Source organism: Chryseobacterium sp., from assembly GCF_022869225.1.
Taxonomy (GTDB): Bacteria; Bacteroidota; Bacteroidia; order Flavobacteriales; family Weeksellaceae; genus Chryseobacterium.
The window spans coordinates 1,054,733-1,079,948 of sequence record NZ_JALIHL010000001.1 but is presented as its reverse complement, the minus strand read 5'-3'; the positions used below and the strand labels follow the sequence as shown (position 1 = coordinate 1,079,948).

General features: G+C 34.4%; 24 protein-coding genes. 20 read left to right on the top strand and 4 right to left on the bottom strand.

Annotated features, from left to right (window positions below):
- The first annotated feature begins 29 nt into the window (after positions 1–29).
- From MUW56_RS05055 to MUW56_RS04980, 16 genes are all read left to right on the top strand, one after another.
- Entirely contained in the window at positions 30–1,511 is a 1,482-nt protein-coding gene (locus tag MUW56_RS05055; RefSeq protein ID WP_292012168.1) for an O-antigen translocase, read from the top strand.
- Positions 1,508–2,404, top strand: coding sequence for a glycosyltransferase (locus tag MUW56_RS05050; protein ID WP_292012167.1), 897 nt, complete (start codon positions 1,508–1,510; stop codon positions 2,402–2,404). The genes MUW56_RS05055 and MUW56_RS05050 overlap by 4 nt, the downstream gene beginning before the upstream one ends.
- A 30-nt stretch (positions 2,405–2,434) precedes the next feature.
- A complete protein-coding gene (locus MUW56_RS05045; protein ID WP_292012166.1) occupies positions 2,435–3,190 on the top strand; it encodes a glycosyltransferase in 756 nt (251 codons plus the stop codon).
- Positions 3,165–3,530, top strand: coding sequence for a glycosyltransferase (locus tag MUW56_RS05040; RefSeq protein ID WP_292012165.1), 366 nt, complete (start codon positions 3,165–3,167; stop codon positions 3,528–3,530). The genes MUW56_RS05045 and MUW56_RS05040 overlap by 26 nt, the downstream gene beginning before the upstream one ends.
- 123 nt (positions 3,531–3,653) lie before the next feature.
- On the top strand, positions 3,654–5,129 hold the full coding sequence (locus tag MUW56_RS05035) for a Wzz/FepE/Etk N-terminal domain-containing protein (protein ID WP_292012164.1): 1,476 nt from the start codon (positions 3,654–3,656) through the stop codon (positions 5,127–5,129).
- Positions 5,072–6,031 carry a polysaccharide biosynthesis tyrosine autokinase gene (locus MUW56_RS05030; protein ID WP_292012163.1) on the top strand — a complete coding sequence of 320 codons (960 nt, stop codon included), beginning with the start codon at positions 5,072–5,074 and terminating at the stop codon, positions 6,029–6,031. Before MUW56_RS05035 ends, MUW56_RS05030 begins: the two co-directional genes overlap by 58 nt.
- 50 nt (positions 6,032–6,081) lie before the next feature.
- Positions 6,082–7,176 carry an EpsG family protein gene (locus MUW56_RS05025; protein WP_292012162.1) on the top strand — a complete coding sequence of 365 codons (1,095 nt, stop codon included), beginning with the start codon at positions 6,082–6,084 and terminating at the stop codon, positions 7,174–7,176.
- Positions 7,173–7,985, top strand: a complete 813-nt coding sequence (locus tag MUW56_RS05020; RefSeq protein WP_292012161.1) for a glycosyltransferase family 2 protein — start codon at positions 7,173–7,175, stop codon at positions 7,983–7,985. The genes MUW56_RS05025 and MUW56_RS05020 overlap by 4 nt, the downstream gene beginning before the upstream one ends.
- Before the next feature lie 10 nt (positions 7,986–7,995).
- A complete protein-coding gene (locus MUW56_RS05015) occupies positions 7,996–9,126 on the top strand; it encodes a right-handed parallel beta-helix repeat-containing protein (protein WP_292012160.1) in 1,131 nt (376 codons plus the stop codon).
- Between the two features lies 1 nt (position 9,127).
- Complete coding sequence (locus MUW56_RS05010) at positions 9,128–10,189, top strand: glycosyltransferase (protein WP_292012159.1); 1,062 nt, start codon at positions 9,128–9,130, stop codon at positions 10,187–10,189.
- Positions 10,186–11,133 (top strand): sugar transferase, encoded by a 948-nt coding sequence (locus tag MUW56_RS05005; protein ID WP_292012158.1) that lies wholly within the window; start codon positions 10,186–10,188, stop codon positions 11,131–11,133. The genes MUW56_RS05010 and MUW56_RS05005 overlap by 4 nt, the downstream gene beginning before the upstream one ends.
- A 48-nt stretch (positions 11,134–11,181) precedes the next feature.
- Positions 11,182–11,727 (top strand): dTDP-4-dehydrorhamnose 3,5-epimerase, encoded by a 546-nt coding sequence (gene rfbC, locus MUW56_RS05000; protein WP_292012157.1) that lies wholly within the window; start codon positions 11,182–11,184, stop codon positions 11,725–11,727.
- A gap of 95 nt (positions 11,728–11,822) precedes the next feature.
- Positions 11,823–13,127: a 30S ribosomal protein S12 methylthiotransferase RimO gene (gene rimO, locus MUW56_RS04995; RefSeq protein WP_292012156.1), complete on the top strand. Its 1,305-nt coding sequence runs from the start codon at positions 11,823–11,825 to the stop codon at positions 13,125–13,127.
- A 406-nt stretch (positions 13,128–13,533) separates the two neighbouring features.
- Positions 13,534–14,196, top strand: a complete 663-nt coding sequence (locus MUW56_RS04990; protein WP_292012155.1) for a hypothetical protein — start codon at positions 13,534–13,536, stop codon at positions 14,194–14,196.
- Between the two features lie 34 nt (positions 14,197–14,230).
- Positions 14,231–14,950: a hypothetical protein gene (locus MUW56_RS04985; RefSeq protein ID WP_292012154.1), complete on the top strand. Its 720-nt coding sequence runs from the start codon at positions 14,231–14,233 to the stop codon at positions 14,948–14,950.
- A 588-nt stretch (positions 14,951–15,538) separates the two neighbouring features.
- Positions 15,539–15,910, top strand: coding sequence for a septal ring lytic transglycosylase RlpA family protein (locus tag MUW56_RS04980; protein WP_292012153.1), 372 nt, complete (start codon positions 15,539–15,541; stop codon positions 15,908–15,910).
- Between the two features lie 58 nt (positions 15,911–15,968).
- Here the strand turns inward: MUW56_RS04980 and MUW56_RS04975 are convergent, their stop codons facing one another.
- The 4 genes from MUW56_RS04975 to MUW56_RS04960 all read right to left on the bottom strand — a co-directional run bounded on the left by MUW56_RS04975 (position 15,969) and on the right by MUW56_RS04960 (position 20,439).
- Entirely contained in the window at positions 15,969–16,733 is a 765-nt protein-coding gene (locus MUW56_RS04975) for an exodeoxyribonuclease III (RefSeq protein WP_292012152.1), read from the bottom strand.
- Positions 16,733–17,023: a YciI family protein gene (locus tag MUW56_RS04970; RefSeq protein WP_292012151.1), complete on the bottom strand. Its 291-nt coding sequence runs from the start codon at positions 17,021–17,023 to the stop codon at positions 16,733–16,735. The genes MUW56_RS04975 and MUW56_RS04970 overlap by 1 nt, the downstream gene beginning before the upstream one ends.
- Positions 17,024–17,121: 98 nt before the next feature.
- Positions 17,122–18,666 (bottom strand): bifunctional response regulator/alkaline phosphatase family protein, encoded by a 1,545-nt coding sequence (locus tag MUW56_RS04965; protein ID WP_292012150.1) that lies wholly within the window; start codon positions 18,664–18,666, stop codon positions 17,122–17,124.
- A gap of 132 nt (positions 18,667–18,798) precedes the next feature.
- Positions 18,799–20,439, bottom strand: coding sequence for a S41 family peptidase (locus MUW56_RS04960; protein ID WP_292012149.1), 1,641 nt, complete (start codon positions 20,437–20,439; stop codon positions 18,799–18,801).
- Positions 20,440–20,661: 222 nt separating this feature from the next.
- Here MUW56_RS04960 and MUW56_RS04955 point away from each other — a divergent pair, with 222 nt between their 5' ends.
- The 4 genes from MUW56_RS04955 (at position 20,662) to lpxA (ending at position 25,177) form a co-directional block, all read left to right on the top strand.
- Positions 20,662–21,888, top strand: coding sequence for an HD domain-containing protein (locus MUW56_RS04955; protein WP_292012148.1), 1,227 nt, complete (start codon positions 20,662–20,664; stop codon positions 21,886–21,888).
- Between the two features lie 72 nt (positions 21,889–21,960).
- Positions 21,961–22,992: a UDP-3-O-(3-hydroxymyristoyl)glucosamine N-acyltransferase gene (lpxD, locus tag MUW56_RS04950; protein ID WP_292012147.1), complete on the top strand. Its 1,032-nt coding sequence runs from the start codon at positions 21,961–21,963 to the stop codon at positions 22,990–22,992.
- On the top strand, positions 22,985–24,382 hold the full coding sequence (locus MUW56_RS04945) for a bifunctional UDP-3-O-[3-hydroxymyristoyl] N-acetylglucosamine deacetylase/3-hydroxyacyl-ACP dehydratase (protein WP_292012146.1): 1,398 nt from the start codon (positions 22,985–22,987) through the stop codon (positions 24,380–24,382). The genes lpxD and MUW56_RS04945 overlap by 8 nt, the downstream gene beginning before the upstream one ends.
- Positions 24,383–25,177, top strand: coding sequence for an acyl-ACP--UDP-N-acetylglucosamine O-acyltransferase (gene lpxA, locus MUW56_RS04940; RefSeq protein WP_292012145.1), 795 nt, complete (start codon positions 24,383–24,385; stop codon positions 25,175–25,177).
- Positions 25,178–25,216 lie beyond the last annotated feature (39 nt).

Below are 25,216 nucleotides of genomic sequence, written 5' to 3'. Positions count from 1 at the left end.
AGATAATTTATTAGAGATTGTCGGAAACTATGAGTAATGAAAACCTTTCATACCGCCAGATTTTTAAGGCCACATCAATTTTTGGTGGAGTTCAGTTTATTAATATTTTAATTTCTGTTATCCGGTCTAAATGCATTGCAATCTTATTAGGACCTCTGGGAATGGGAATAGCGGGCTTGCTGAATTCTACTATTACTTTGTTATCTTCAATTGCTAATTTTGGAATAGGAGTAAGCAGTATAAAAGATATTGCAGTAGCTAATGAGCATCAGAACAATGCTCGGCTTTTACAGGTAATAAGTATTGTCAACAAATTAGTTTGGCTGACAGGTATTTTTGGAATGATACTGACTTTGGTGCTTTCCCCGTTATTATCAAAACTGACGTTTAATAATTATGATTATACTTGGTCTTTTATTTTCTTATCAATCACTTTATTTTTAGGACAGCTCACCTTAGGAAAGGATGCGGTTTTGCAGGGGACCCGGCAGATAAAATGGCTGGCATATGCCAATATATCAAGCTCAATAGTCTCTTTACTTGTCACACTGCCATTATATTTTTTATATGGGATAAATGGGATTGTCCCGGCAATGATTATACTATCATGTACAACCCTTGCCGTTACTCAGTTATTTTATAAAAAACTTAATTTAAGTTTACCTCCGGTAAGTTTTAAGAAAAGTTGGGAAGAAGGGCTGCCAATGCTAAAATTAGGGTTCTTTTTAAGTCTTAGCGGTATTATTGCTACAGGATGTACTTATGCTGTCAGGATTTTTATAACCCGTATCGGCGGGTTGGACGATGTTGGCTTTTATAATGCAGGTTTCGGAATTGTTAACTCTTATGTTGGAATTATCTTTACTGCAATGGCAACCGATTATTATCCGAGGTTATCAGGAGTAATAAATGAAAAGCTAAAATATATAGAAACAGTAAACCAACAGGGCAATGTAGCTCTATTGATCTTGGGACCTATAGTTACAATATTTGTTGTGTTTGCCAATCTTGCGATTACAATGCTTTATAGCAAAGACTTTTTACCTATCAATACAATGATACAATATGCGATGATTGGCATCTTTTTTAAAGCTGCTTCTTGGTTAATGGGGTTTATTGTTTTAGCGAAAGGCTCAACACAACTGTTTTTTTGGTGTGAATTAATAGCCAATATTTATATGACCTTTTTAAATTGTATAGGATTTTATTATGGAGGTTTGGAAGGCCTTGGGGTTTCCTTCCTTGTGGGATATATTCTTTATGCTGCACAAATGTTTTTTATTTCAAAAAAGATATACAATTTTTACTTTGATATCTCTTTCTTAAAATTATTTGTAGTGCAAATCTCTATATCCATTATTGCGCTATTAATAATGAAGGTGGTGGATAATGATTATATTTCATATACTCTGGGGAGCATTATGGTGATTATTACAGGAATATATTCAATCTATCATATCAATAACATCATAAGCCTGAAAAGCTTAATTTCAAAATTCACACGGAAATGAGTATGATCCAGAATCCTTTAGTTTCAGTTATAGTTATAACTTACAATTCAGAAAGCTCTGTTCTGGAAACATTGGACAGCATTAAAAGCCAGACTTATCAGAATATTGAGTTGATTATTTCTGATGACTGCTCGAAAGATAACACTGTTGAACTCTGTAACTCATGGCTACTGCAGAATAAAGAAAGGTTTGTTCGTACTGAAATGATTACGGCAAAAGAAAATACCGGAATTTCAGCAAATTGTAACAGAGGCCTTAATCTGGCTCAGGGTGAATGGGTGAAATTAATTGCAGGAGATGATTCTTTATTTGAAGATTGTGTACTACAAAACATTGCTTTCATTAAAGAGAATCCAGATATACGTGCTTTGCAGTCATTTTCAGAGATGTACGTTGACAAGCTGGTTGGCCAGTCAATAGGTAAGGTCCCACTTGAAAAGAACCTGAAGTTTTTTGAACTGCAAACACCAGAACTTCAGAATAAGCATCTCCAAAACCATGGAAATGTTGTTGCTGCGCCTTCAATGTTTATTGAAAAAAAAGTATTGGATAAAGTGGGAGGATATGATGAGAGATTTAAAATGATGGAAGATTTCCCGCTATGGTTAAAACTTACTGAGACAGGAACGAAAATTTATTTTTTTGGAGAATCTACAATACGTTACAGAATACACTCAAAATCTGTAATGAAAAATAAAAAACCATTTATATCTGCTAAATTTGCATATGAGTATATAAGCTTTATTGACGTATTTTTTAAAAGTAAACAGTTGACTTTTTATTTTAAAAAAGAAAAACTGAAATATAGAACAGCGGTACTTTTTGAGAAACTAGGATTAAACAGACCTGGCTTTATTCCTAAGGTACTGTATGCAATACTGTTTAGATTGTAAGCAAGATATTTACTTTAACATTAGTTGGAAATGAAAAAAATAAATGTACTGCATGTTGTTAACCAAATGAATAGAGGAGGTGCGGAAACCTTATTGATGAATTTTCTGCGTAGAATTGATAAAAACCGGTTCAAGTTTTACTTTCTAATATTCAATAATGCTAAAGGTGACTATGATGATGAAATTGGGTCTTTAGGAGGCGAATTTATTAATATTAACGGACGGAACTCGTTTGCCCGGTTTTATAATTTATATTGTTTTCTAAATAAAAATAAAGGAAAATTTGACATTGTTCACAGCCATTTACTCCTGAATGATGGGTTTCAGCTTACCGCTGCAAAGCTGGCAGGCATACATAAAAGGATTTCCCATTCACATAGTACGGTGTATAAACAACATATGACAATGATTGACAAAGCATATGAGTTTTTTTTTAAAAAAATGATTGCTTTCTCTGCCACCCAGAAGATCGCCTGTGGAGATCTTGCCGGAAAATATTTATTCGGTGACAATTCGGATTTTACCATTATTAATAATTCAATAGATCTGAATAAATTCAGGAAAATAAAAGAACTATATGAGAATTATTGGGATGTTGTAACAGAGCATAAGGGCTTGAAAATTATACAGGTAGGCCGTCTTACAGATCTTAAAAATCATAAATTTTCTTTAGAAATTGTGAAAAAAATAAAAGATTTAGGTCATGAATTTACCTTTATGATCGTGGGTAAAGGGAGAAGAATATGCCGCCATTTCGGAAATGATCAGAAATTTGAACCTTACTGATAATGTTATTTTAATGAATGTACGTTCGGATGTGGCAGAATTAATGGCTGGAGCTGATATTCTTTTGATGCCATCTAAATTTGAAGGCTTTCCTATGGTATTGGTTGAAAGCCAGGCTATAGGCCTCCAGGCTTTGGTTTCAGATAGGGTTTCTGAAGAAACTAATTTAGGATTAGATCTTATTAAATTTCTGGAAATTGACAAAATTGACGGCTGGGTCGATGAAATTGTAAAGTATTCGAAACAAGCTTCTTTTTCAGAAAATGCCTACGAAGTACTTCGTAAAAAAGGATTTGATCTTGATTCAAATGTAGCATTATTGGAGCAATTGTACAGCTAAGTGAAAATGTAAAACAATTCCATATGATCTAAATTATTATAGATAATAGGATTAAAGAGTAAGAAACGTTTTTTTAAATAAAATTATTTATATTCGTCAACCAAAATTCAGGGTAACATAAACATGAGGAAAGAGTATCAGAATTCAACAGAAGATTCATTGAAACACATTATACAGCCATATATAAAAAAGTGGTATTGGTTTGTTATTTGTCTATTCTTAACAGCAACGCTAGGTTTCATCTACATTAAAATGACCACTCCGGTGTTTGAAGTCTTAACAAAAATCCTAATTAAAGATGCAAAAAAAACTGGAAGTTCTGCATCCGATATTGCTGAAATGCAAGGGCTTTCGGCTTTTTCAGGTTTTGGATCAAATACTGTTGAGAATGAAATGGAAGTTCTGTCTTCCAAGAAAATTCTTTCGCAGGTAATTAATGAGCTGCCTCTACAGTGCTCGGTTTTTAGTATTGGTACATTTCATGATACTGAACTCTACAGAATACAGTCTCCAATCATTATTCAGGTAATTAATGAGAAGCCCTTTGCACAACAACCCAATAAAAGAATTAATCTGACAATTAATGGTGATGCATTAGAATTAAGTTCCGAAGAGCTGGAAAAGCCAATAAAAACTTTTTTTAATAAAACGATAAGCTTACCGTATGCTAATTTGATGATTATAAAAAATCCATTATTCAATCCAAAACAATTAAAAAATGTTAGCAATTATAATTCCTTATATTTTATTTATAAAAACAAGGAAACTATTATTGATGATCTGCAAGAAACATTGAATGTTGGACTTAGTAATAAGGAAGCTACAGTTATCAGTCTTTCCCTGAATTATCAAAATGTAGATAAGGCTAAAGATATTTTAAATACTTTGGTGAGAAAGTATAATAATGAGGCAATTGTTGAAAAAAATACAGAGTCTGAAAAAACAAAGGAATTTATAGATGAAAGAGTAGAGCTAATTTCAAAAGAGCTCGGCGATGTAGAGGTTAAAAAGGAAAATTTTAAAACAAATAATAATATTGTTGATATACCATCCGAGGCTGGTGTAAATTTACAGACCAATACAGAAGCTGAGAAAAAAAGACTGGAATTGTCTACTCAGCTGGAACTCAACAATATGTATGCGAATTATTTGAATAATAAATCTTATGACGATATATTACCGGCAAATATTGGTTTAGATAATGGTACTGCAATTAGCAATATTGCATCTTATAACCAGCTTATTATAAAAAGAAATAGGTTGCTGGAAAATGCTACACCTCAAAACCCACTTATAAAAGAGTTGAATGATGAAATAAAAGTATTAAGATCTACTATAAAGGAGGGGCTTGATAAAAATAAATCAAATATCCAGCTGGCAATCAACAACATTTCTTCAGTTGAAAGGAAAAGTAATAATGAACTGAAAAAAATTCCTTCCTTTGAGCGTATTTTCAGAAATATAGAACGACAGCAACAAATTAAAGAAGAGTTATACTTGGTTTTACTGAAAAAAGAGAAGAAACTGCTATTACCCTGGCAATGTCTTCAGATAAAGCTAGGATATTGGATCTGGCTTACGCTAAAAGAAAGCCGGTAGCTCCTAAGAAAATTATTATAATGGGGTTAGCTGCATTGCTAGGGGCAGGGATTCCCTTTTTAATTATATTCTTAAAACAATTCTTTAATACAAGAATATCAGATAACAAAAGTATAGGTAAGCATAGCGACATACCTGTAATAGCAGAGATTCCACACTTAACACTAAAGGAGAACAACTTAATTCAACATAATGACATATCTCCGCTTGCAGAATCTTTCAGAATTTTAGCAACCAATGTGAATATGCTTTTGCCTGCTTCTAAAGAAAAAGACAAAATAATACTTGTGACATCCAGTGTAAAAGGAGAAGGAAAAACCTTTATTTCTATTAATTTAGCATTAAGTATTGCCAAACCGGGTAAAAAGGTTCTTGTAATAGGTTCTGATATCAGAAACCCCCAGTTACAGAGATACAAGCCAGAGATGAAGAATGCATACGGATTAACAGAGTTTTTATATGGAAGTGTTGATAAAGTGGAGGATATCATCTATCCTAGCGGATTTAATGTTAACTGTGATTTTATTTTCTCAGGAATTATACCTCCGAATCCGGTAGAACTTTTTGAAAATGGTAATTATAATGTTTTAATAGAACAGCTTGCAGGTAAATACGATTACATTATTATAGATTCTGCACCGTTAATGCCGGTTACAGATACATTTATCATAGTAAAATATGCTGATGCTATTCTTTATGTTGCACGTTCGGAAAAAACAGAAAAAGCATTTATCGAATATGCTGATAGCGTAGCAAAAGAGAAACTCAAGAATGTCAATTTCGTTCTCAATGATGTTAAGGCGGAAAACTTTGGCTATGGTAACAAACATGGCTACGGATATAAAAGTACAAAGCAGCAGAATACTTTAGGAAGTAGATTAAAATCTTTTTTTAATAAATAGATTGAATTAAATGGACAAAATAAATATTGCAGGTTTTTAAAATAAGGTTGATGGATGTTTTTAATTTAAAGTACTATATCATATACTTTGTGTTTGCTGTTGCAGCGTTTATTTTTTCTATGTATGTAGATATTAAAAAGAAGAATTATAATAATATTTCCCGTTTTGTTACATTCCTGTTTTTTATAATTATTGCTTTTATTTTTGGTTTTAGAGACTCGGATATAGGTTCAGATACCGAAATGTATAAATGGCAGTTTCTTACTTATTCAAATGTCGATTTTGGTATCCAGATTGCTTTTAAATATCTGATAATTCTGACTCATTTTTTTACAGGAGATTATCACTACTTTTTATTTACCGTAAGTTTATTATATGTTTCGGTTATTTTTTGGAGTATTAATATTTACATGAAAAATTTTGAGACTAATTTCCTTTTGGTGGGCTTTGCCTTTGTAAGTCTCATTTTTTTTATTCAGCTTGGGATTAATATTGTGAGGCAGGGAGTATCCCTTGCCTTCGTGTTACTGGCTATAAGTTACTATATTAAAGATAAAAATAATGTTAAGAGTTGGCTGCTGCCTTTTATTGTGGCAATAGGGTTTCATGCAACTTCAGTGATAATACTGCTTTTGTTTTTTGTTATTTTATTACTTAAAAGAATAACATTAAATTATTATTATTTCTGGTATTTTATTTTACTAGGGATATCAGCAGTTGGAGGCAGTATTTTATCCTTAGGTGCTTTTTTAAATTATTTTTTAGTAATTGATAGTAAGCGGGCAGATTTCTATGTGAAAGACCAGGGAACTAGCGGGGATTTCGTTGTTGGATTTAAAGCTCAATTTGCCATTTTTAATACCATATTTCTGGTTATTTTTTCTTTAATTAATTATAAATTACTGAAAAATGAAAATGAAAATTACAAATTACTTTTAAAATACTACATGCTAATCAGTGGTGTGTTTTTTATGATGTTCCAGATCCCTTATTCGGATCGGTGGGGAATCATGTCGTGGATTACCATACCATTTCTGGTTGCTCCTCTGTTTAGTATCAGGAATACTTCAAAATTTGGAATGCTTACTGTTATGTTTTTTATTTTTATTTTTGCTTTCTTTAACATTTATAATAACAGCAAATGACAGAAGTAACTATTGCAATACCCTTTTACAACGCCGAAAAATATCTCGAACAAGCAATTCTTTCTGTCTTATCTCAAACATTTGAAGATTTTATCCTGTTATTAATAGATGACGGCTCTACAGATTCCTCTTTGAAAATAGCTCAAAAATATCAGCACGATGCGAGAGTAAAGATCTTGTCTGATGGTGAAAATCTTAATTTGGGGAATCGTTTAAACCAAATTCCTTTTATAACTGAGACTGAATTTTTAGCAAGAATGGATGCGGATGATATCATGCATCCTAAAAGAATTGAGCATCAGCTTAAAATATTAAAAAACAATCCTGAAATTGATGTTTTAGGAAGTAATATATATTCTATTGATGAGGATGATAATGTGACAGGGAAAAGGATGGATCTTGCAGATGATCAGCTGGTCATAGCCCATACATTTTCACATCCTACCGTAATGGCAAAAACAACTTGGTTTAAAAATAACCCCTACGATGTACATGCGGTGCGTATCGAAGATGCAGAGCTTTGGTTAAGGACAAAAGATAAATATATCTTTAAAGTTACTGGAGAACCGCTTCTTTTTTATAGAGAAATAGGTAATAAATATTATGAAAAATATTTTAAAGGCATGCCCGGTATTTGGTATATGATAAAAAAACATAAATTTTCGGCGGCTTATTTTATATTCTCTACAAAATATTTACTATCTTGTATAGTGTATTTTATTTTTGATTTGTTTGGGAATGAAAGCTTTTTGATCCAAAATAGAAATGATATCAAAATTGAGAAGAAGAATTATAAATTTTACATATAAATAACATAAAATGATGTATAAAGATATTTTTCAATTATTTTTTCTTAGAATATCATTAGGATTTGTACTATTGAGCTGTGACGGTTTTGCACAGGGGTTCTCCACTAAAGTAGTTTCTCAACAAATTGTTTCAAAGTATTATTCACCCAATTATAAGAGTCAGTATTATACAACGGATCCTATTTTTATCGTGGGCCCGGAGCTTTTAAAAGGGGACGACCATACGGCGGTAATTCAAAAAATTATCGATACCCATCCCAATATACTATTACCCAATACCACCATACTGATTAATAAAAATGGTCTTAAAATTGGGTCTGATAAAAAGATAGTTTTTCAGAAAAATACAAAAATTAAGTTTTTAGGTCCTGCTAATGGAAGCTATTCAGACGTCGTAAAAATATATGATGCTCATAATGTAGAAGTGATAAACCCTATAATTGTTGGAAGCAGAAATAGCAATCTCGAACAAAGCGGGCAGTGGAGTGCCGGTATTTCTGTTTTGAACTCCAAAAATATAAAAATTATTAACCCTAGAATAACAGAAACCTATGGTGACGGAATTTTTATAGGTTCTGAAAATGGAGGGTTTTCTGAAAATGTAACCATTTATGGTGGCTGGATTGATATTGCAAGACGAAATGGAATTTCTATTACCTCGGGAAAAAATATAAAAGTTCAAAATATTTTGATCTCAAATACATTTGGGCATGATCCGGAATCTGGCATTGATATAGAACCCAGCTGGGACAAAGATATTCTTGAAAATATAGTAGTTAATAATGTTTGTACGTTCAATAACGGGTCAGCGGGAATCTCTATTAATCTTAATGGGTTAAGTACCAATGATATTAAAAAAGCTAAAGCTACAAATATCCTTATCGATGGACATACCGATATAGGCTCCAGACATGGATTTTTGACATCCTTAAACGTAACACAAGATATGTTTGATGCTACAGGAAACATTATTATTAAAAATGCTGACTGGAAGTTAAGTAGAGATGTTGCTTATTGGAAAACTCCCCAGGATCACCGGGTAAATATTACTTTTTCTAGGATTAAGATTGACAATGTACAAAAGCAGCGGGATTTTGAAAGCAGTATCAAAAAAACACAAAATATAAAATTGACTCAATAGAATGAAAATCTTACATGTCATTACGCTTGCTGAGTTGGGAGGTGCACAATCTGTGGTAATAAACTTAGCGGGAAAGTCTATTGAACAGAATCATGAAGTTTTTGTAGCATCCTCTTCACATGGTGAGATGTGGAATGTATTACATAAAGATGTACATCAGATAAAATTAAAAAATCTGCATCATGCAATAAATGTCAAAGATATTTTAGTTATGAATGACCTGAGAAATCTTTACCATGAGATTAAACCGGACATTATTCATTTACACTCCTCCAAAATTGGAATCTTAGGCAGATTATGTTTCCCAAAATCGAAAATAATATATACTGTACATGGATTTGATTCAATACGATTGCGGTATAGAAAATTTTTGCCCATAGAAAAAGCATTAAAGAACAGATGTAAAGCAATAGTAGGCGTAAGCCAGTATGACACCTCAAATTTATTGAAAGAAGGTATAAAAGATAACGTTTACCTTGTTAGAAATGGAGTGAAAGACTTCGCTGCACTGGATAAAGAACAAGATCCTGAAAATGTCTTATACAAGATAAAAAAAGATACTGGGAAAAAAATAATTCTCTCCATTTCCCGGCTGGCACCACCTAAAAGATTTGATCTGTTTTGCAAAGTTGCTGAAGAATTTTTAGAGTCTGACTATCAGTTTGTCTGGATTGGTAACAAAGAAAATGTTTCTGAAATTCCTGAAAATGTTATAATGTTAGGAGAAATAGAAGATGCACACCAATATTATCAATATGCTGATATTGCCCTTTTATTGTCTGATTATGAAGGCTTGCCAATATCATTAATAGAAGCTTTATGCTATTCAAAACCTATTATAGCCTCTAATGTGGGAGGGATATCCGAATTACTCGAAGAAAACGGAGCACTGGTTTCCAATGAAAATTTACCTGAAATCGTAAATTCTGTCAGTTTTATACTTGCCAATCAAAATATTTATGAGAAATTTGCGCAAAATTCCAGGCAAATTTTTGAAAATAAATTTACAATTGGAAAAATGTATGAAAAATATATCCATGTGTATACACAAAATGACAAATGATGAGTATTTCAAAATTATCACCCCCAGCAAAAAGGCTCCTTTTTGTAAATGTTAGTGACATTTCTTATAAATTACTTAAAGAAACAAATTTTGTTGAAAATAATAAAGTTATCTTCTTTAATACTAAAACAGAAAAACGGAGTATTTCAGAATATATTGTGAAACTAAAAATAAAAACTGTAATCATCGAAACTTCAAATATCAACCATATTTCGGAAAAAGTGACTAACGAAATAATTGAGAGTAGAATAAAAGGGGTTAAAGTATATGATGCTCAGGAATTTTATGAAGTTGTAAATAAAAGAATCCCCTTAGTTAAATTTGAAACAAATGAATATTTTGCAGATAATATTTTTTCAATAGGACTTCATAGATCTGATGAAATATTCAAGCGTATATTTGATGTATGGGTCAGCCTAATGATTTTACCATTTTCGTTACCTCTGATCGCCCTCGGTTGTTTGTTGATTTTTATAAATTCTCCAGGAAGTGTTTTCTTTACGCAGAAAAGAGTTGGGAAAAATTCCATTCCGTTTAAAATTTATAAAATCAGAACCATGAAACTACATCATCATGGTGATTTTACTCAAAAAAATGATGACAGACTTTTAAAGGTTGGGAAGATCTTAAGAATAACCAAAATAGATGAGTTACCTCAACTTTTTAATGTTTTAAATGGTAATATGAGTCTTATTGGGCCAAGGCCGGAAAGACCAGAATTTGTTGAAGAATCAATCAAAGAAAATGCTTACTTTGATTTAAGACATTTAGTGAAACCAGGGGTTACAGGTTGGGCACAGGTCCACTTACCAAAAGCAACTCCAAAGGATAATCTTAAAAAGCTGGAATATGATCTCTATTATATTAAAAATTACAGCTTTAAGTTAGACCTGGTAACACTTTTAAAAACCATTAAAGTTGTTTTGACTATGAACAGCCACTAGTTAAAATGATGAGTTTAAAACTTTTAAAAATAGGTGTAATAAAGAAAAATGAAAATTAAAGAAACCCCGCTTAAAGATTGCTATATCATAGAACCTACTGTTTTTGAAGATGAAAGAGGCTATTTCTTTGAAAAGTATAACGAAAAGAAATTTGAAGAATTAACCGGTATGAACGGGCACTTCGTTCAGGATAATATTTCAAAATCATCTTATGGAGTATTGAGAGGACTGCACCTTCAGAAAGGAGAGCATGCCCAGGCGAAACTGGTATCATGTCTTGAAGGAAGTGTTTGGGATGTTGCAGTAGACCTTAGAGAAGATTCTCCTACCTTTGGAAAATGGTTTGGCGTTGAGCTCACTGCAGAAAATAAATTACAGTTATATGTACCCAGAGGCTTCGGGCATGGGTTTTCTGTATTGAGTACCAATGCTGTTTTTTCATATAAGTGCGATAATTTTTATAATAAAGAATCAGAAGGAAGTGTGAAATTCAATGACCCTGATCTGGGCATAGACTGGAGGATTGATGAAAAAGATGCTGTGCTTTCAGACAAAGACGAAAACGCACCTGGTTTTAAAGAAAAAAACTTCTAAAGTATATCCTTGAAAACCACTTTTTTAAAGTGGTTTTTATTTTTTAATCTTTCCTCTCCAATATTTTGTATCTTTGCACACTCAAAATCAAAAAGATGCGTACAAAATCTGTAGGGAAGAAGAAAATCAATGTAGTCACTCTTGGATGTTCCAAGAATGTATATGATTCTGAAGTATTAATGAGCCAATTGAAAGCTAACGGCAAAGAAGTGGTTCATGAAGATCGTGGTGATATTGTTGTGATCAATACCTGTGGTTTTATAGATAATGCTAAAGAAGAATCCATCAATACCATCCTTGATTATGTAGAAGCCAAAAACAGAGGTGAGGTAGAAAAGGTATTTGTTACAGGATGTCTTTCCGAAAGATATAAACCGGATTTAATAAGAGAAATTCCGGATGTAGATCAGTATTTTGGAACAAGAGACCTTCCGGTTCTTTTAAAACATCTCGGAGCAGATTATAAACATGAATTGGTAGGAGAAAGACTGACCACGACTCCTAAACATTATGCATACCTTAAAATTTCAGAAGGATGCGACAGGCCCTGTTCATTCTGTGCCATTCCATTGATGAGAGGAGGACATATTTCAACGCCTATCGAAAAGCTGGTTACCGAAGCTCAGAAATTAGCCAAAAAAGGGACCAAGGAATTGATCCTTATAGCTCAGGATCTTACGTATTACGGTTTAGATTTATATAAAAAACGGGCACTCGGAGACCTTTTAAAAGAATTGGTAAAAGTGGAAGGAATAGAGTGGATCCGTCTTCACTATGCTTTTCCAAGCGGTTTCCCTGAAGACGTTTTGGATATTATCCGTGAGGAACCAAAAGTTTGTAATTATATAGATATTCCTCTTCAGCACATCAATTCAGATCTGCTGAAATCAATGAAAAGAGGAACGACCCATGAAAAAACAGATGCTCTTTTAGCCAAATTCAGAGAAAAGGTTCCGGATATGGCCATCAGAACCACACTAATTGTTGGATATCCCGGCGAAACAGAAGAAAGATTCCAGGAACTTAAAGAATGGGTAAGAGAACAGAAATTTGATAGACTGGGTTGCTTTACTTACTCCCATGAAGAAAATACGACAGCATATGTGTTGGAGGATGATATTCCACAGGAGGTAAAGGAAGGAAGGGTAGAAGAGATCATGGAGCTGCAGTCCCAAATTTCCTGGGAGAAGAACCAGGAGAAAGTAGGAAAAACATTCAGATGTATTTTTGACCGTAAAGAAGGGAACTACTTTATTGGAAGAACAGAATATGATTCTCCGGATGTAGATAATACAGTATTGGTTCTGGCTGAAAATACATATATTTCTATAGGCGATTTTGCCGACGTTAAAATTACATCGGCAGAAGAATTTGACCTTTATGGTGAATTAATATCATAATTTTGGTTATTGTTGATTATCAATCTATATATAATATGAATTTTTAGATAATTCTAAAAAATACTTATCAAAGTGTCTTTGTTTAATGGTCTGATTTTTAATTATATATATTTTTACTAAATTAAGATTTATTTAATTTTCGATTATAAAGTATACATAATCAAAAATTATGTATTAAATTTGCACAATAAGCAATATTTTTTTAAGTCATGGCTTTCAGTAAGTTAATTGTTGAAATAGAGCTTGAAATGACTATTTATAATGTATTATTTTTGTTTATATTATATTAGCTTTACGGGGTAATCGTCTCAAGTTGGGATATGTTTTCCTTTTTGAAATATTTGATGAAAAATAATGTAATTAAAATCTTTAAAAACTTATGAAAAAATTTTTATTAACAGCGACTATGTTAGTCGGCTTTGCAACAGTTTCTCAGGCTCAGCAAGGACGTGTTGGGGTTAATACAACAACACCCGCTGCTACTTTAGATGTTGTAGCAAATACAACAGATACTAATAGACCTGATGCACTATTGGTCCCTCGTATGTCAAGAGCTGAATTAGAAGCTAAAAATGGAGCGTATAACAACGGTACCGGTGCTGGAAATCAGAACGGTGCTTTAGTGTTTGTTAATGCTTTAGGCGGTGCAGGAACTGGTAAGACAGTAAATGTTACTGCTACAGGTTTCTACTATTATGACGCGCCGAATTCAGTATGGAAAGCGGTAGGAGGAGGAACTACAGCTCCAAACTTCCAGATCCAGAAAGGAAGACTTCATGCTGTAAACGCTCCTATTGTTTGGGCTGCTGATGATTATTCCGTGGTTACAACTGCAATGGGAGGAACTAGCCAGTTATTATTACCAAATGCAACTACGCTTCCATTAAACTCAGTAAGATGTGTATCATCTAACGGTCCAGGAAATGTTGGATGGGACCCTGCTGCTGTAGCGGGACCAACCAGACCAATCAACAATTTACCTAGTACAATTACTTCCGGAGGTTCTTTCTGCTTTATAGTGGTTGACCAGGCTGGAACAAATGTTTGGGGTATGCTTTCTGGAAGATAATAGAATTTAGTTGTAATATTTAATTTAAAACAAAATGAAAAAAATAATATTTGCACTTTTTGTAGCTACAGGTACATATGCAAGTGCGCAGGTTTTATCTAATGGTGCTATTGCAAACCAGTTCCCCAATGAGAATATATTTTTAGATGCTTCTACAAATAATAACGCTTCAGTTAATGATGGAAAAGGGCTATTATTCCCTTCAACTGATTTAACTCAATTTACTTTTAAGACAGGCAGTCTTGACGGAATCAACTTCCCATCTGCATATGATGGGATGGTAGTTTATAATACTGCTACTGGTAATACTGTTGCCGGTAATGGAGTCGTAACTGCGGTAGTTCCTGGTTTCTATTACTTCTCTAATCCTGGTCAGAGTACTAATGTTACTTCAGGCAGATGGTTGCCAATGGGAGCGAATCCGAATGCTGGAAAAGTAGATATCCTTACTACTGAAACGATTACCAATACTTCCCTAAACGGTAATCAGGTATACGCTAAGAAAGCATCATTTACAGTAAGTGGAACTTCTACAGCTCCTACTTCCTATACTCCTGCTGCTATTTCAATTCCTGCAAGTTCTACTGCCGGTATCTATAGAGTGACTGTTTATAAAGCAGGTACAGGTACTGTTTTTGCCAACGGAGTTTACTCTTATGACATTACAAATGGTAACTTAATTACAGGTTCCCCAAGTATGTCTGTAGTTTACCCTGCTGGTACATATGACTATATCGTAGAATATACCAAATAAGAATTACTTTTATAAAAATAAAAACCAATGAAATTTTCATTGGTTTTTTTGTTGTTTGAATTTTAACCGTTTGATCATCTGGTAGCAGATTAAAGAGATACATGTTATAAAAGGTGTAGGTACGTGTTTTGATATGGTATGCAATAGAATGGGAAAAGCTTAAAATGCTGCCGGTTATCAAGCTTAGGAATATAAATTGTTATATCGGCTGAATAGATTCACCAATATATAACGGGTATTATAAAACAGCAGCCCTGCTTTTAAATCCTTTAAATAAATAAGAGGATATAGCTGATGTAAATAATTTTAGGACTCCATTTTTTTAATTTTAATAATTTTTAACTTATTGATAATTAATTGTTTATGAAAGTTAATTTTTATAATTATGCATGAGTTAGTTAATTATATTAACGTTTTAATTATTTTTTTAACACTTTTTAACAGTGCTCTCTAAAAAGCCTATTCATAGGGGATTACAAGGTTGTTTAACATATCTTTTGGTTTTTGTTAACTGTTTTTAACAGTTCGGCTATGGACTTTAGCAGATTCCTGATACATTTGCTCCGTCAAAACCAATAAAAGTTCAAAATGATGAAAAGATTCATTCTCGTAATCATAATGATGATTTCAACCTTAGGTGTTTATTCTTTTACGATGAATACCTTAGATGCGAAAAAAACAAGTTATGCATCGTACTACCACGATAAATTTAACGGTAGAAAAACCGCTAGCGGAGAAATTTTTGATAACTCAAAGTTTACTGCAGCAAACAGAACGCTTCCATTTGGAACAAACGTTAAGGTAACAAACCTTAAAAATGGTAAAGAAGTAATAGTGAGAATTAATGACAGAGGACCTTACCATTCATCAAGATCTTTAGATATGTCTAAAGCAGCGTTCGATGAGATCGGAGATATCAGTCATGGTACTATTCCGGTTGAATATGAAATTGTCGATTAAATTTATGATTTAAATTAAAAAAGCCAGCTGATTCAGCTGGCTTTTTTGTATCCTTTTATTATACCTCTAATTCCAATAAAGCAGGACAATGATCCGAATGTACCGCTTCCTTTAGAATAACAGCTCTGCTAAGCTTGTCTTTTAAACCATAAGAGGTAAAATTATAATCTAACCTCCATCCTTTATTTTTTGCCCTTGAATTTTGTCTGTAGCTCCACCAGGTGTAGTTGTCAGGTTCATTGTTAAAAAACCTGAAACTGTCAATCAGCTCACATTCGTTGATAAAGTCCGTCATCCATTCCCTTTCCATAGGAAGAAACCCTGAAACATTTTTTAAACGGATGGGATCGTGAATATCAATGGCCTCATGGCAGATATTAAAATCACCGGAGATGATAAGATCAGGGATTTCTTTCTTTATATTTTTAATGTATTCTAAAAAGTCATGGCAAAACTGCATTTTAAAATCCAATCTTTCAATATTGGAAGCAGACGGTACATAGACTGAAATGACAGAAAAACCATCAAAATCTGCACGGATTATCCTGCCTTCATTATCATAGCTTTCAATACCGCAGCCATACTCTACATGATTGGGCTTTACTTTTGAGGCTATTCCGACCCCGCTGTAGCCTTTTCTTACTGCGGAATGCCAATAACTGTGATATCCTAATTTCTCGAGGCTTTCGATGTCTATCTGATCGTTTCCGGCCTTGCTCTCCTGAATGCAGATAATATCAGGATCTGCGGTTTTTAACCATCCTAAAAAATCTTTGGTAAATGCAGCCCTGATTCCATTGACATTGTATGTAATTAATCTCATTAGTCTTTTATAAAGCGTTTAAAGTTTTCGTTATGTTTTGAAGGGATAAATTCAATGATCTCATAATCCGCGATCTGTTGAGTATAAAATGGGTCTTCACTGATGATCTGCTCCGCCTCATTTTTGGAAGAAGCATTCGCAATGATGATGCCTCCCGTCCTCGGCATCTTTCTTCCTGAGGCAATAAAATGTCCGGAATCATAATACTTTTGAAGAAATATGCTGTGCTCCGCAATATAGCGCTCTACCTCATCAAGGGAAGCTTTGTAAGTGAGTGAAATAATAAACATGATTTATTTTTTACGAAGATATAAACTATATAAAAAAAGCGGAAAAAATCAGATGATTTTTTCCGCTTTAGAGCCCAATTAAATAAACTATGAAAAAACTATTTGGGTTCTAATATACTGAACGGAATAATACACTCTTCAAGTGAAATTCCTCCATGCTGGTAGGTTTCTTTATAGTAATTTACAAAATGATTGTAATTCTTAGGATAGGCAAGGAAAATATTATTTTTGGCAAAAATATATTTTGAGCTTAAATTTCCTTTCGGAAGGAAAAGCTTTTCCGGATTCGTGATGGCCCATACATCACTGTCATCATACGTTAAACTTTTACCTGTTTTATAACGGATATTAGTAGAGGTTTCCCTGTCTCCCACTACTTTGCTTGGCTTTTTAACGTATACAGTACCGTGATCGGTTGTAATCACCAGTTTATAACCGCTTTCTGCCGCTGCTTTAATAATTTTCATTAATGAAGAATTTTCAAACCAGTTCAGCGTAAGGGAACGGAACGTCTTATCATCACGGATCAGCTGGTCTACAATATGATTATCTGTTTTAGCATGTGAAAGAATATCAATAAAGTTATAAACGATAACCAGCAGGTCATTGTTTTTATGTTGATTGAAATCGTCATAAATTTTTCTTTCAAAATCAGCATTCAGTACCTTAAGATATTTCATAGACTTGGAGCCAAGTCCGATTCTCTTCATCTGGTCTTCCAGGAAATCACGTTCAAATTCATTTTTATTTCCTTCTTCATTATCATTGAACCACTTATCAGGAAAACGTTTTTCAATTTCAGACGGCATCAGACCTGCAAAGAAAGAGTTTCTCGCATACTGTGTAGCCGTAGGAAGTATACTGTAGTAATAATCTTCTGAAATTTTATTGTAATATTTTGTAAATAAGGGTTCTACTACTTTCCATTGATCATAACGGAGGTTGTCTACCATCAGAAGAAGTACCTTTTCCTTTTCCACTTCCGGCTTTACCTTTTCTTTAAAAAGGGTATGGCTCATAATTGGTTTATCGGGATCCGTAAGCCATTTTTCGTAATTTTTTTCAATAAATTTGGCAAACTGAATATTGGCCTCCTCCTTTTGTGACTGCAGAAGGTCAGCAAATTCATTATCGGCCACTTTATCAAATTTAATCTCCCAGCTCAGGATCTTTTTATAATATTCCGCCCAATCCTGGTACGTTTTCAGATAAGAAAGCTCCATAGAAAGGTTTCTGAATTCCTGTTGGTACTGTAAAATGGTTTTCTGTTCAACCAGATTATCTTGTTGAAGGTTTTTCTTTAAGGAAAGTAAAATCTGGTTAGGATTTACAGGTTTTAGAATGTAATCAGCAATTTGAGACCCGATTGCTTCTTCCATGATGTGTTCTTCCTCACTTTTAGTGACCATTACTATTTTCAGGGAATTGTCTTTTTCCTTGATCATAGGGATAGCCTCCAGCCCGGAGATGCCAGGCATATTTTCATCAATTAATGTTAATGCAAATTTCTCTGAATCCATAAGCTCCAGCGCCTCATTCACGTTATTAACGGGGGTTACCTGGTAGCCCTTCTTTTCTAAAAATACGATATGAGGTTTTAGTAAATCTATTTCATCATCGATCCATAATATCTTTTCTGACATAATTTATTTTTTACGTGATTATTCTATCAAAATGTTGACCAAATCCTTTTAAAATCTCACAAAATAGAAAGATTAAAAGTTAAATATTAGTTAAATGAAAAAAGCCGGTTTTATATAAGGCATTCGTTTCATTTACTGATTGTTTTTTATATAAAGTAAAGCCCTTTCCAATACTTCATCAGTCCCTTTTTTTATACCCTCCACGGTTGGTTTAACGATAATGTCGGGAATGATGCCTACTCTTTGTGTTTCCCTGCCGTCAGGATAATAAGCGCCAAGGCCGGTAAAACAGGTATCCAGATCAGCAATCTTAAACAGGATAATATCTCCGTTGGCTCCCGAAGTATTACTTCCGATTACTTTTGCTCTGGGATGCTGCTTAAACATCATGGTGGTTGTCTCTGCCTGGCTCTGGGTGTTTTCATCTGCCAAAACGATCACATTCCCTTTATAATAGTCCTTGTTTCTTCTTCCGATACTGTTTTTTCTGCTGTAGAACTTGCCGGGATAATCGGTTTCAGGAAAGTTAAACTGATAATAAACGGTCGTTTCAGGAAGCAGGAGCCTGCTTAGCGGTATGATCGTCTGTTTGGGGTAGTTTCTGAGATCGAAAATGATAGATTGGGTAGATTGTAAGTTTCTATACATTTCATCCAGATCTTCCTTTTCAATGATTCCCATATTAACGTAGCCAATATTTTTTTTATGATCCAGGAATTTCCACTTTGGGGGAGCAGGGGAATTTTCTTTGATAATGTCTTTTATAAAATAGGTTTTTGCGGTAACCGACAGATTCTGTCCCGCCCTTTCAATCTTTACGGTAACTGAATCTTTATTGCTGAAGAGCAACAGATTCTTTACTTTTTTTACCTTGCCCCAGGAATTGGAAGCGGGAATGTATTTTCCCAAACTGTTGACCATCTGTGGAATGGTTTTTCCGTTAATATCGTAGATGACGTCTCCGGCATATAAAGGTATTTTTTCATTAAACCGTATGGTATTTACTTTGGTAATCACCAATTTCCCTTCTGCATATGAATATTCCACCGGAATTTTTCTGTTCCCATACTGGTGGAGGCTGATCAGTGTAGAATATAAAAAGGCATGGGAGTCATCCGTTTTGGCAACCAGTTCTGCCAACGTTAACTGATAGTCTTCATCGGTTGTTGCCAACAGGAACTTGGGGATCATTTCTGACAAAACCCTATTCCAGTTCTGATCTGTCTGATATTTATAAGGAAAAAAATATTCTACATAATTCCAATATCTGAACAGTTCCAGTAAAGCAATAGACTGGGAACTAAATGCAGATCCATACGAATTTTCATTTCTGAAATAAATTTTTCTTCCGCCTTTTCCCAGGTAATGGTTACTCCCTGTATTCCGGTTGTTCTGAATGCCATGAAGCTGTTGAGTGACATTTTCAGTGAATATTGCAGGATCATCTATCCAGTTCAAATCAAAATTTTTCAGAAAATAGGTGGTGCCGTCATCTTTTGAACATGATTTACAGGCATCAATTTTTCCGAGGCTTTCAATCCAGGCAGCATATAAGTTATTGAGCTCAGTTTTTTCATTGATTTCTTTGAGTTCACGGAACTTTTGAAAAAGTTGCTGGTCCCAGTCCAGTTTTCCTTTTGCCACATAAGGATGGTAATATTTTAAAAATCCCCAAACCCTACAGAGGGACTCCAGTTTTTGATTTTCTGATAAAACCTGTGCGGAAAAAAGTAAGCTTACAAATAAGGCAATGAAAAGAGAGAGTTTTCTCATGTAAGAGTTATCGTGTTTTCTCTCAAAGATAGATTTTTAATGCAACAGCCGCAATGGTTTTTAATAAAATAAACAGGGACCTTGGTATTGGGTTACAATCTCAAGGGGTTAAAATTAAATTACGTCTATATATTGATGTATTTAGGTTAAATATTTTAATGGTAAATTAATCAGGGCTAAAATTTAAAATCCCTAACTTTGTTTACTAATTTCGACGTTTCAATGCAGAACAAGCTAAAAATCATCAACGATCCTGTTCACGGATTTATCAAAATTCCACACGAAATTTTATTTGATATCATTGAACACCCCTATTTTCAAAGATTGAGAAGAATTGGGCAGACCGGTCTGTTGAATCTTATTTTTCCGGGAGCTACCCACACAAGATTTCATCATGCTCTGGGAGCGATGCACCTGATGTTTACCGCATTGGAAACGCTGAAACAAAAAGGGATTAAGATTTCTGAAGAAGAAGAAAAAGGAGCAATGCTGGCTATTTTAATGCATGATATGGGTCATGGTCCGTTTTCCCACGCCCTGGAAAGCATGCTGATGGATGACTGGCACCACGAAAACCTTTCGCTGTTGCTGATGAATAAATTGAATGATGAATTTGACGGGCTGCTATCCGTCGCTATTGAAATGTTTCAGGGAAAATACCACAGGAAGTTTTTTAATCAGTTGATTTCATCTCAGCTGGATGTTGACAGATTGGACTATCTGAAAAGAGACAGCTTTTTTACAGGGGTATCGGAGGGAAATATTAATACCCAGAGAATTATCTCGATGATGAATGTCTGTGAAGAAGGAGAGCTGGTTATTGATGCTAAAGGAATTTATTCTATTGAAAACTTTTTGACGGCCCGGATGTTTATGTATTGGCAGGTGTATTATCATAAGACTTCTGCTTTGGCCGAGTTTCTTTTGGTTAAAATCCTGGAAAGAGCAAAATATTTGATTTCTCAGGGAATTGAGCTTCCTGCAACAGATAATCTGAAGTATTTTTTATACCGCGAAAAGAGTGCTGCAACGGATGAAGATATAGAAAGATTTACCCAGCTTGATGACAATGATGTAATCCAGGCCATGAAAGAATGGCAGAATTCTGATGATTTTATTTTATCTTATTGGTGCCAATGCGTGATTCAGAGAAACCTACCCAAAACAATCATTTCTTCACATCCATTTGACCAGCAGATTGTTGAAGAAAAAATAAAAATTACCAATGAATTTTTCGGAATTGATAACGGAAAAGAATTGGTTCACGAAATTAAAAGAAAACTTGTTCCCTATGTTACGGAGAAACAGCCGATCTATCTATTGCAGAAAGATGGTCAAAGAACGAGGCTTCATGAGTCGGAATACCAGCTTTTATCGGGGTTGATGATCAATAAAACCACAAGGCATATCCTCATGTTTCCCAGGGATATTTCCATGCTAGACTCTTAAAGGAATATTAAAATTTACGATCTGAAACTAAAAAATGTTTGCAAATTATAGAATTTCTTATCTTTGCAGAATATGGAATTTACAGCTTCGCAAATTGCAAGTTTTATTGACGGAAAAATAATAGGTGACGAGAATGCACTTATTACTGGGGTTTCACCAATTGAAAATGGGGAATCAGGACATCTTTCTTTTATAGCACAAGATCGATTTTCTCATTTTTTGGATACTTCCAAATGCTCTGTTATCATCGTTTCGGAACAACTTTTAGTCAAAGATAATTACAGCCCAACCTTAATTGTAGTAAAAGATGCCTATCTATCTTTTCAGATTCTGATGAATTTATATCAGGAAATGAGAGGGAGAAAAGAAGGAATTGAGAATGGATCTTCCATTCATGATACCGCTGTGATAGGAGATAAAGTTTATATTGGAGCATTTACTTATGTTTCAGAGAAAGCAAAAATCGGCGAAGGGTCACAAATCTATCCACATGTATATATCGGAAAAGGCGTGAAGATTGGCAAAAACTGTAAAATTGACAGTGGTGCCAGGATTTACGACTATTGCATTATCGGGGATAACTGTGTCATTCACTCCAATACGGTAGTAGGAGGGGATGGTTTTGGCTTCCAGCCTACAGCTGAAGGATTCAAGAAGATTCCTCAGTTAGGAAACGTAATTATCGAAGATGATGTTGAAATCGGTTCAAACTGTAGTATCGACAGAGCTACAATTGGCTCTACAATCATTGGAAAAGGAACCAAAATTGATAATCTGATTCAGATTGCCCACAATGTGAAAATTGGCCAGAACAATGTGATTGCAGCACAGGCTGGAATTGCAGGTTCTACCACAATCGGTGACTGGAACCAGATTGGTGGCCAGGTAGGAATCGTGGGGCACATTAAAATCGGAAACCAGGTGAAAATTCAGGCCCAGAGCGGTGTGAATTCCAGCGTTAATGATAAAGAAACATTGTACGGTTCACCGGCAATAAGCTATAATGACTATTTGAGGAATTATGTTCATTTCAGAAATTTCACTGAAATAGTAAGCAGAATAAATAATCTTGAGAATAACTCAAAAGATAATACTAATGAGTGATATGCAAAAAACACTTCAGGAAGAGGTTACTCTTTCTGGAATTGGTCTTCACACAGGTAAAGAAGTAAAACTTACCATTAAACCTGCTAAAGAGAACACAGGTTTCGTATTCGTAAGAACAGACTTAGAGGGGCACCCTCAGGTAGAAGCAGATGTAAATTATGTTGTAGCAACCGAAAGAGGAACGACGTTAGAAAAATTAGGGGTAAAAATTACCACATGCGAACACCTTTTAGCAGCCTTAGTAGGGTGTGATATTGATAACGCAATTCTGGAAATGGACGCTTCTGAACCTCCGATTTTGGATGGATCTTCAAAGTATTTTGTGGAAGCTATCGAAAGCGTTGGGGTAGCAGAACAAAATATTGCCAGAGAATATCTGGTGGTAAAAGAAGTTCTTACTTACAGTGACCCGGCTACCGGTTCGGAAATCACAATCATTCCTTCAGATACCTACGAAGTAACAACAATGGTAGATTTTGGTACTAAAGTACTAGGAACCCAAAATGCTACTCTTAAAAATATTTCTGAGTTTAAAGACGAAATCTCTTCAGCCAGAACATTCAGTTTTTTACATGAGCTTGAAATGCTCTTAGACCACGGATTGATCAAAGGAGGAGATATTTCCAATGCTATTGTATATGTAGATAAAGATCTTACTCCGGAAACTACAGAAAAACTAAAAAAAGCCTTTGGTAAAGACAATGTGTCAATCAGACCCAACGGTATTCTTGATAATCTTAACCTTAACTATCCTAACGAAGCGGCAAGACATAAATTACTTGATGTAATTGGTGACTTGGCGTTAGCAGGAGTAAAAATAAAAGGAAAGGTCATCGCCAACAAACCAGGACATTATGTAAATACTCAGTTTGCAAAAAAACTGAACCGTCAGTGGAAATTACAGAAAAAGAAAAATGTTCCGGATTTTGATCTGACTAAAGAACCCGTGTTCGATATCAATGGAATTATGAAGCTTATGCCTCACAGACCTCCATTCTTATTGATTGACAAAGTTCTTGAGCTTTCAGATTCTCATGTGGTAGGGTTGAAAAATGTAACCATGAATGAACCTTTCTTCGTTGGACATTTCCCTAAAGAGCCTGTGATGCCGGGTGTACTTCAGGTAGAAGCTTTAGCACAGACCGGAGGTATTTTGGTATTGGCAAGTGTTCCGGATCCTGAAAATTATTCTACTTACTTTATTAAAATAGATAAAGTAAAGTTCAAGAGAAAAGTAGTTCCGGGAGATACTATTATTTTCAAAATTGAATTGATAGAGCCTATCAGAAGAGGGATCGTCCACATGCAGGGATATGGATATGTAGGAGATACAGTGGCAGTAGAAGCAGAGCTTATGGCTCAAGTTGCAAAAAATAAAGTTGATTAAATGATTCATCAATTAGCAGCCGTAGATAAACGTGCGAAAATCAGCAAAAATGTAATTGTAGAACCTTTTACTACAATTGCAGGGGATGTGGAAATTGGAGAAGGAACGTGGATTGGTTCTAACGTTACGATTATGGAAGGAGCAAGAATCGGAAAAGATTGTAAGATCTTTCCCGGGACTGTAATTTCTGCAATCCCTCAGGACTTGAAGTTCGATGGAGAAGATACACAGACAATTATCGGAGACAATACCACGTTAAGAGAATGTGTTACTGTAAACAGGGGAACGAAAGCACTCGGATTTACAAAAGTAGGCAGCAACTGCCTGATTATGGCGACTTCTCATGTCGCTCATGACTGTATCATAGGAGATAATGTGATTATTGCCAACGGTTGCGGTATTGCGGGACATGTTGAAATCGGAGACTTTACCGTAATGGGAGGATTATCCGCAGTTCAGCAGTTCGGTAAGATCGGAAAGCATACGATGATTTCGGGTGGATCTTTGATCAGAAAAGATATCCCTCCTTATGTAAAAGTAGCCAGAGATCCTATTTCTTATGCCGGGATCAACTCTGTTGGGTTGAGAAGAAGAGGGTTTTCTAATGAAAAGATCTTTGAAATTCAAAAAATCTACAGAGCTATTTTCCAAATGAAGATGAATGTTTCTCAGGCTTTGGCCTATATCGAAAAAGAAATGCTTCCTACAGCTGAAAGAGATGAAATCCTGCAGTTTATCCAAAACTCGCCGAGAGGTATTGTAAAAGGCTACGGAACAAGCAAAGACAGCAACTAAGCAATGCTAAAAGCAAATTTGTACATGCTCTTATTTGCT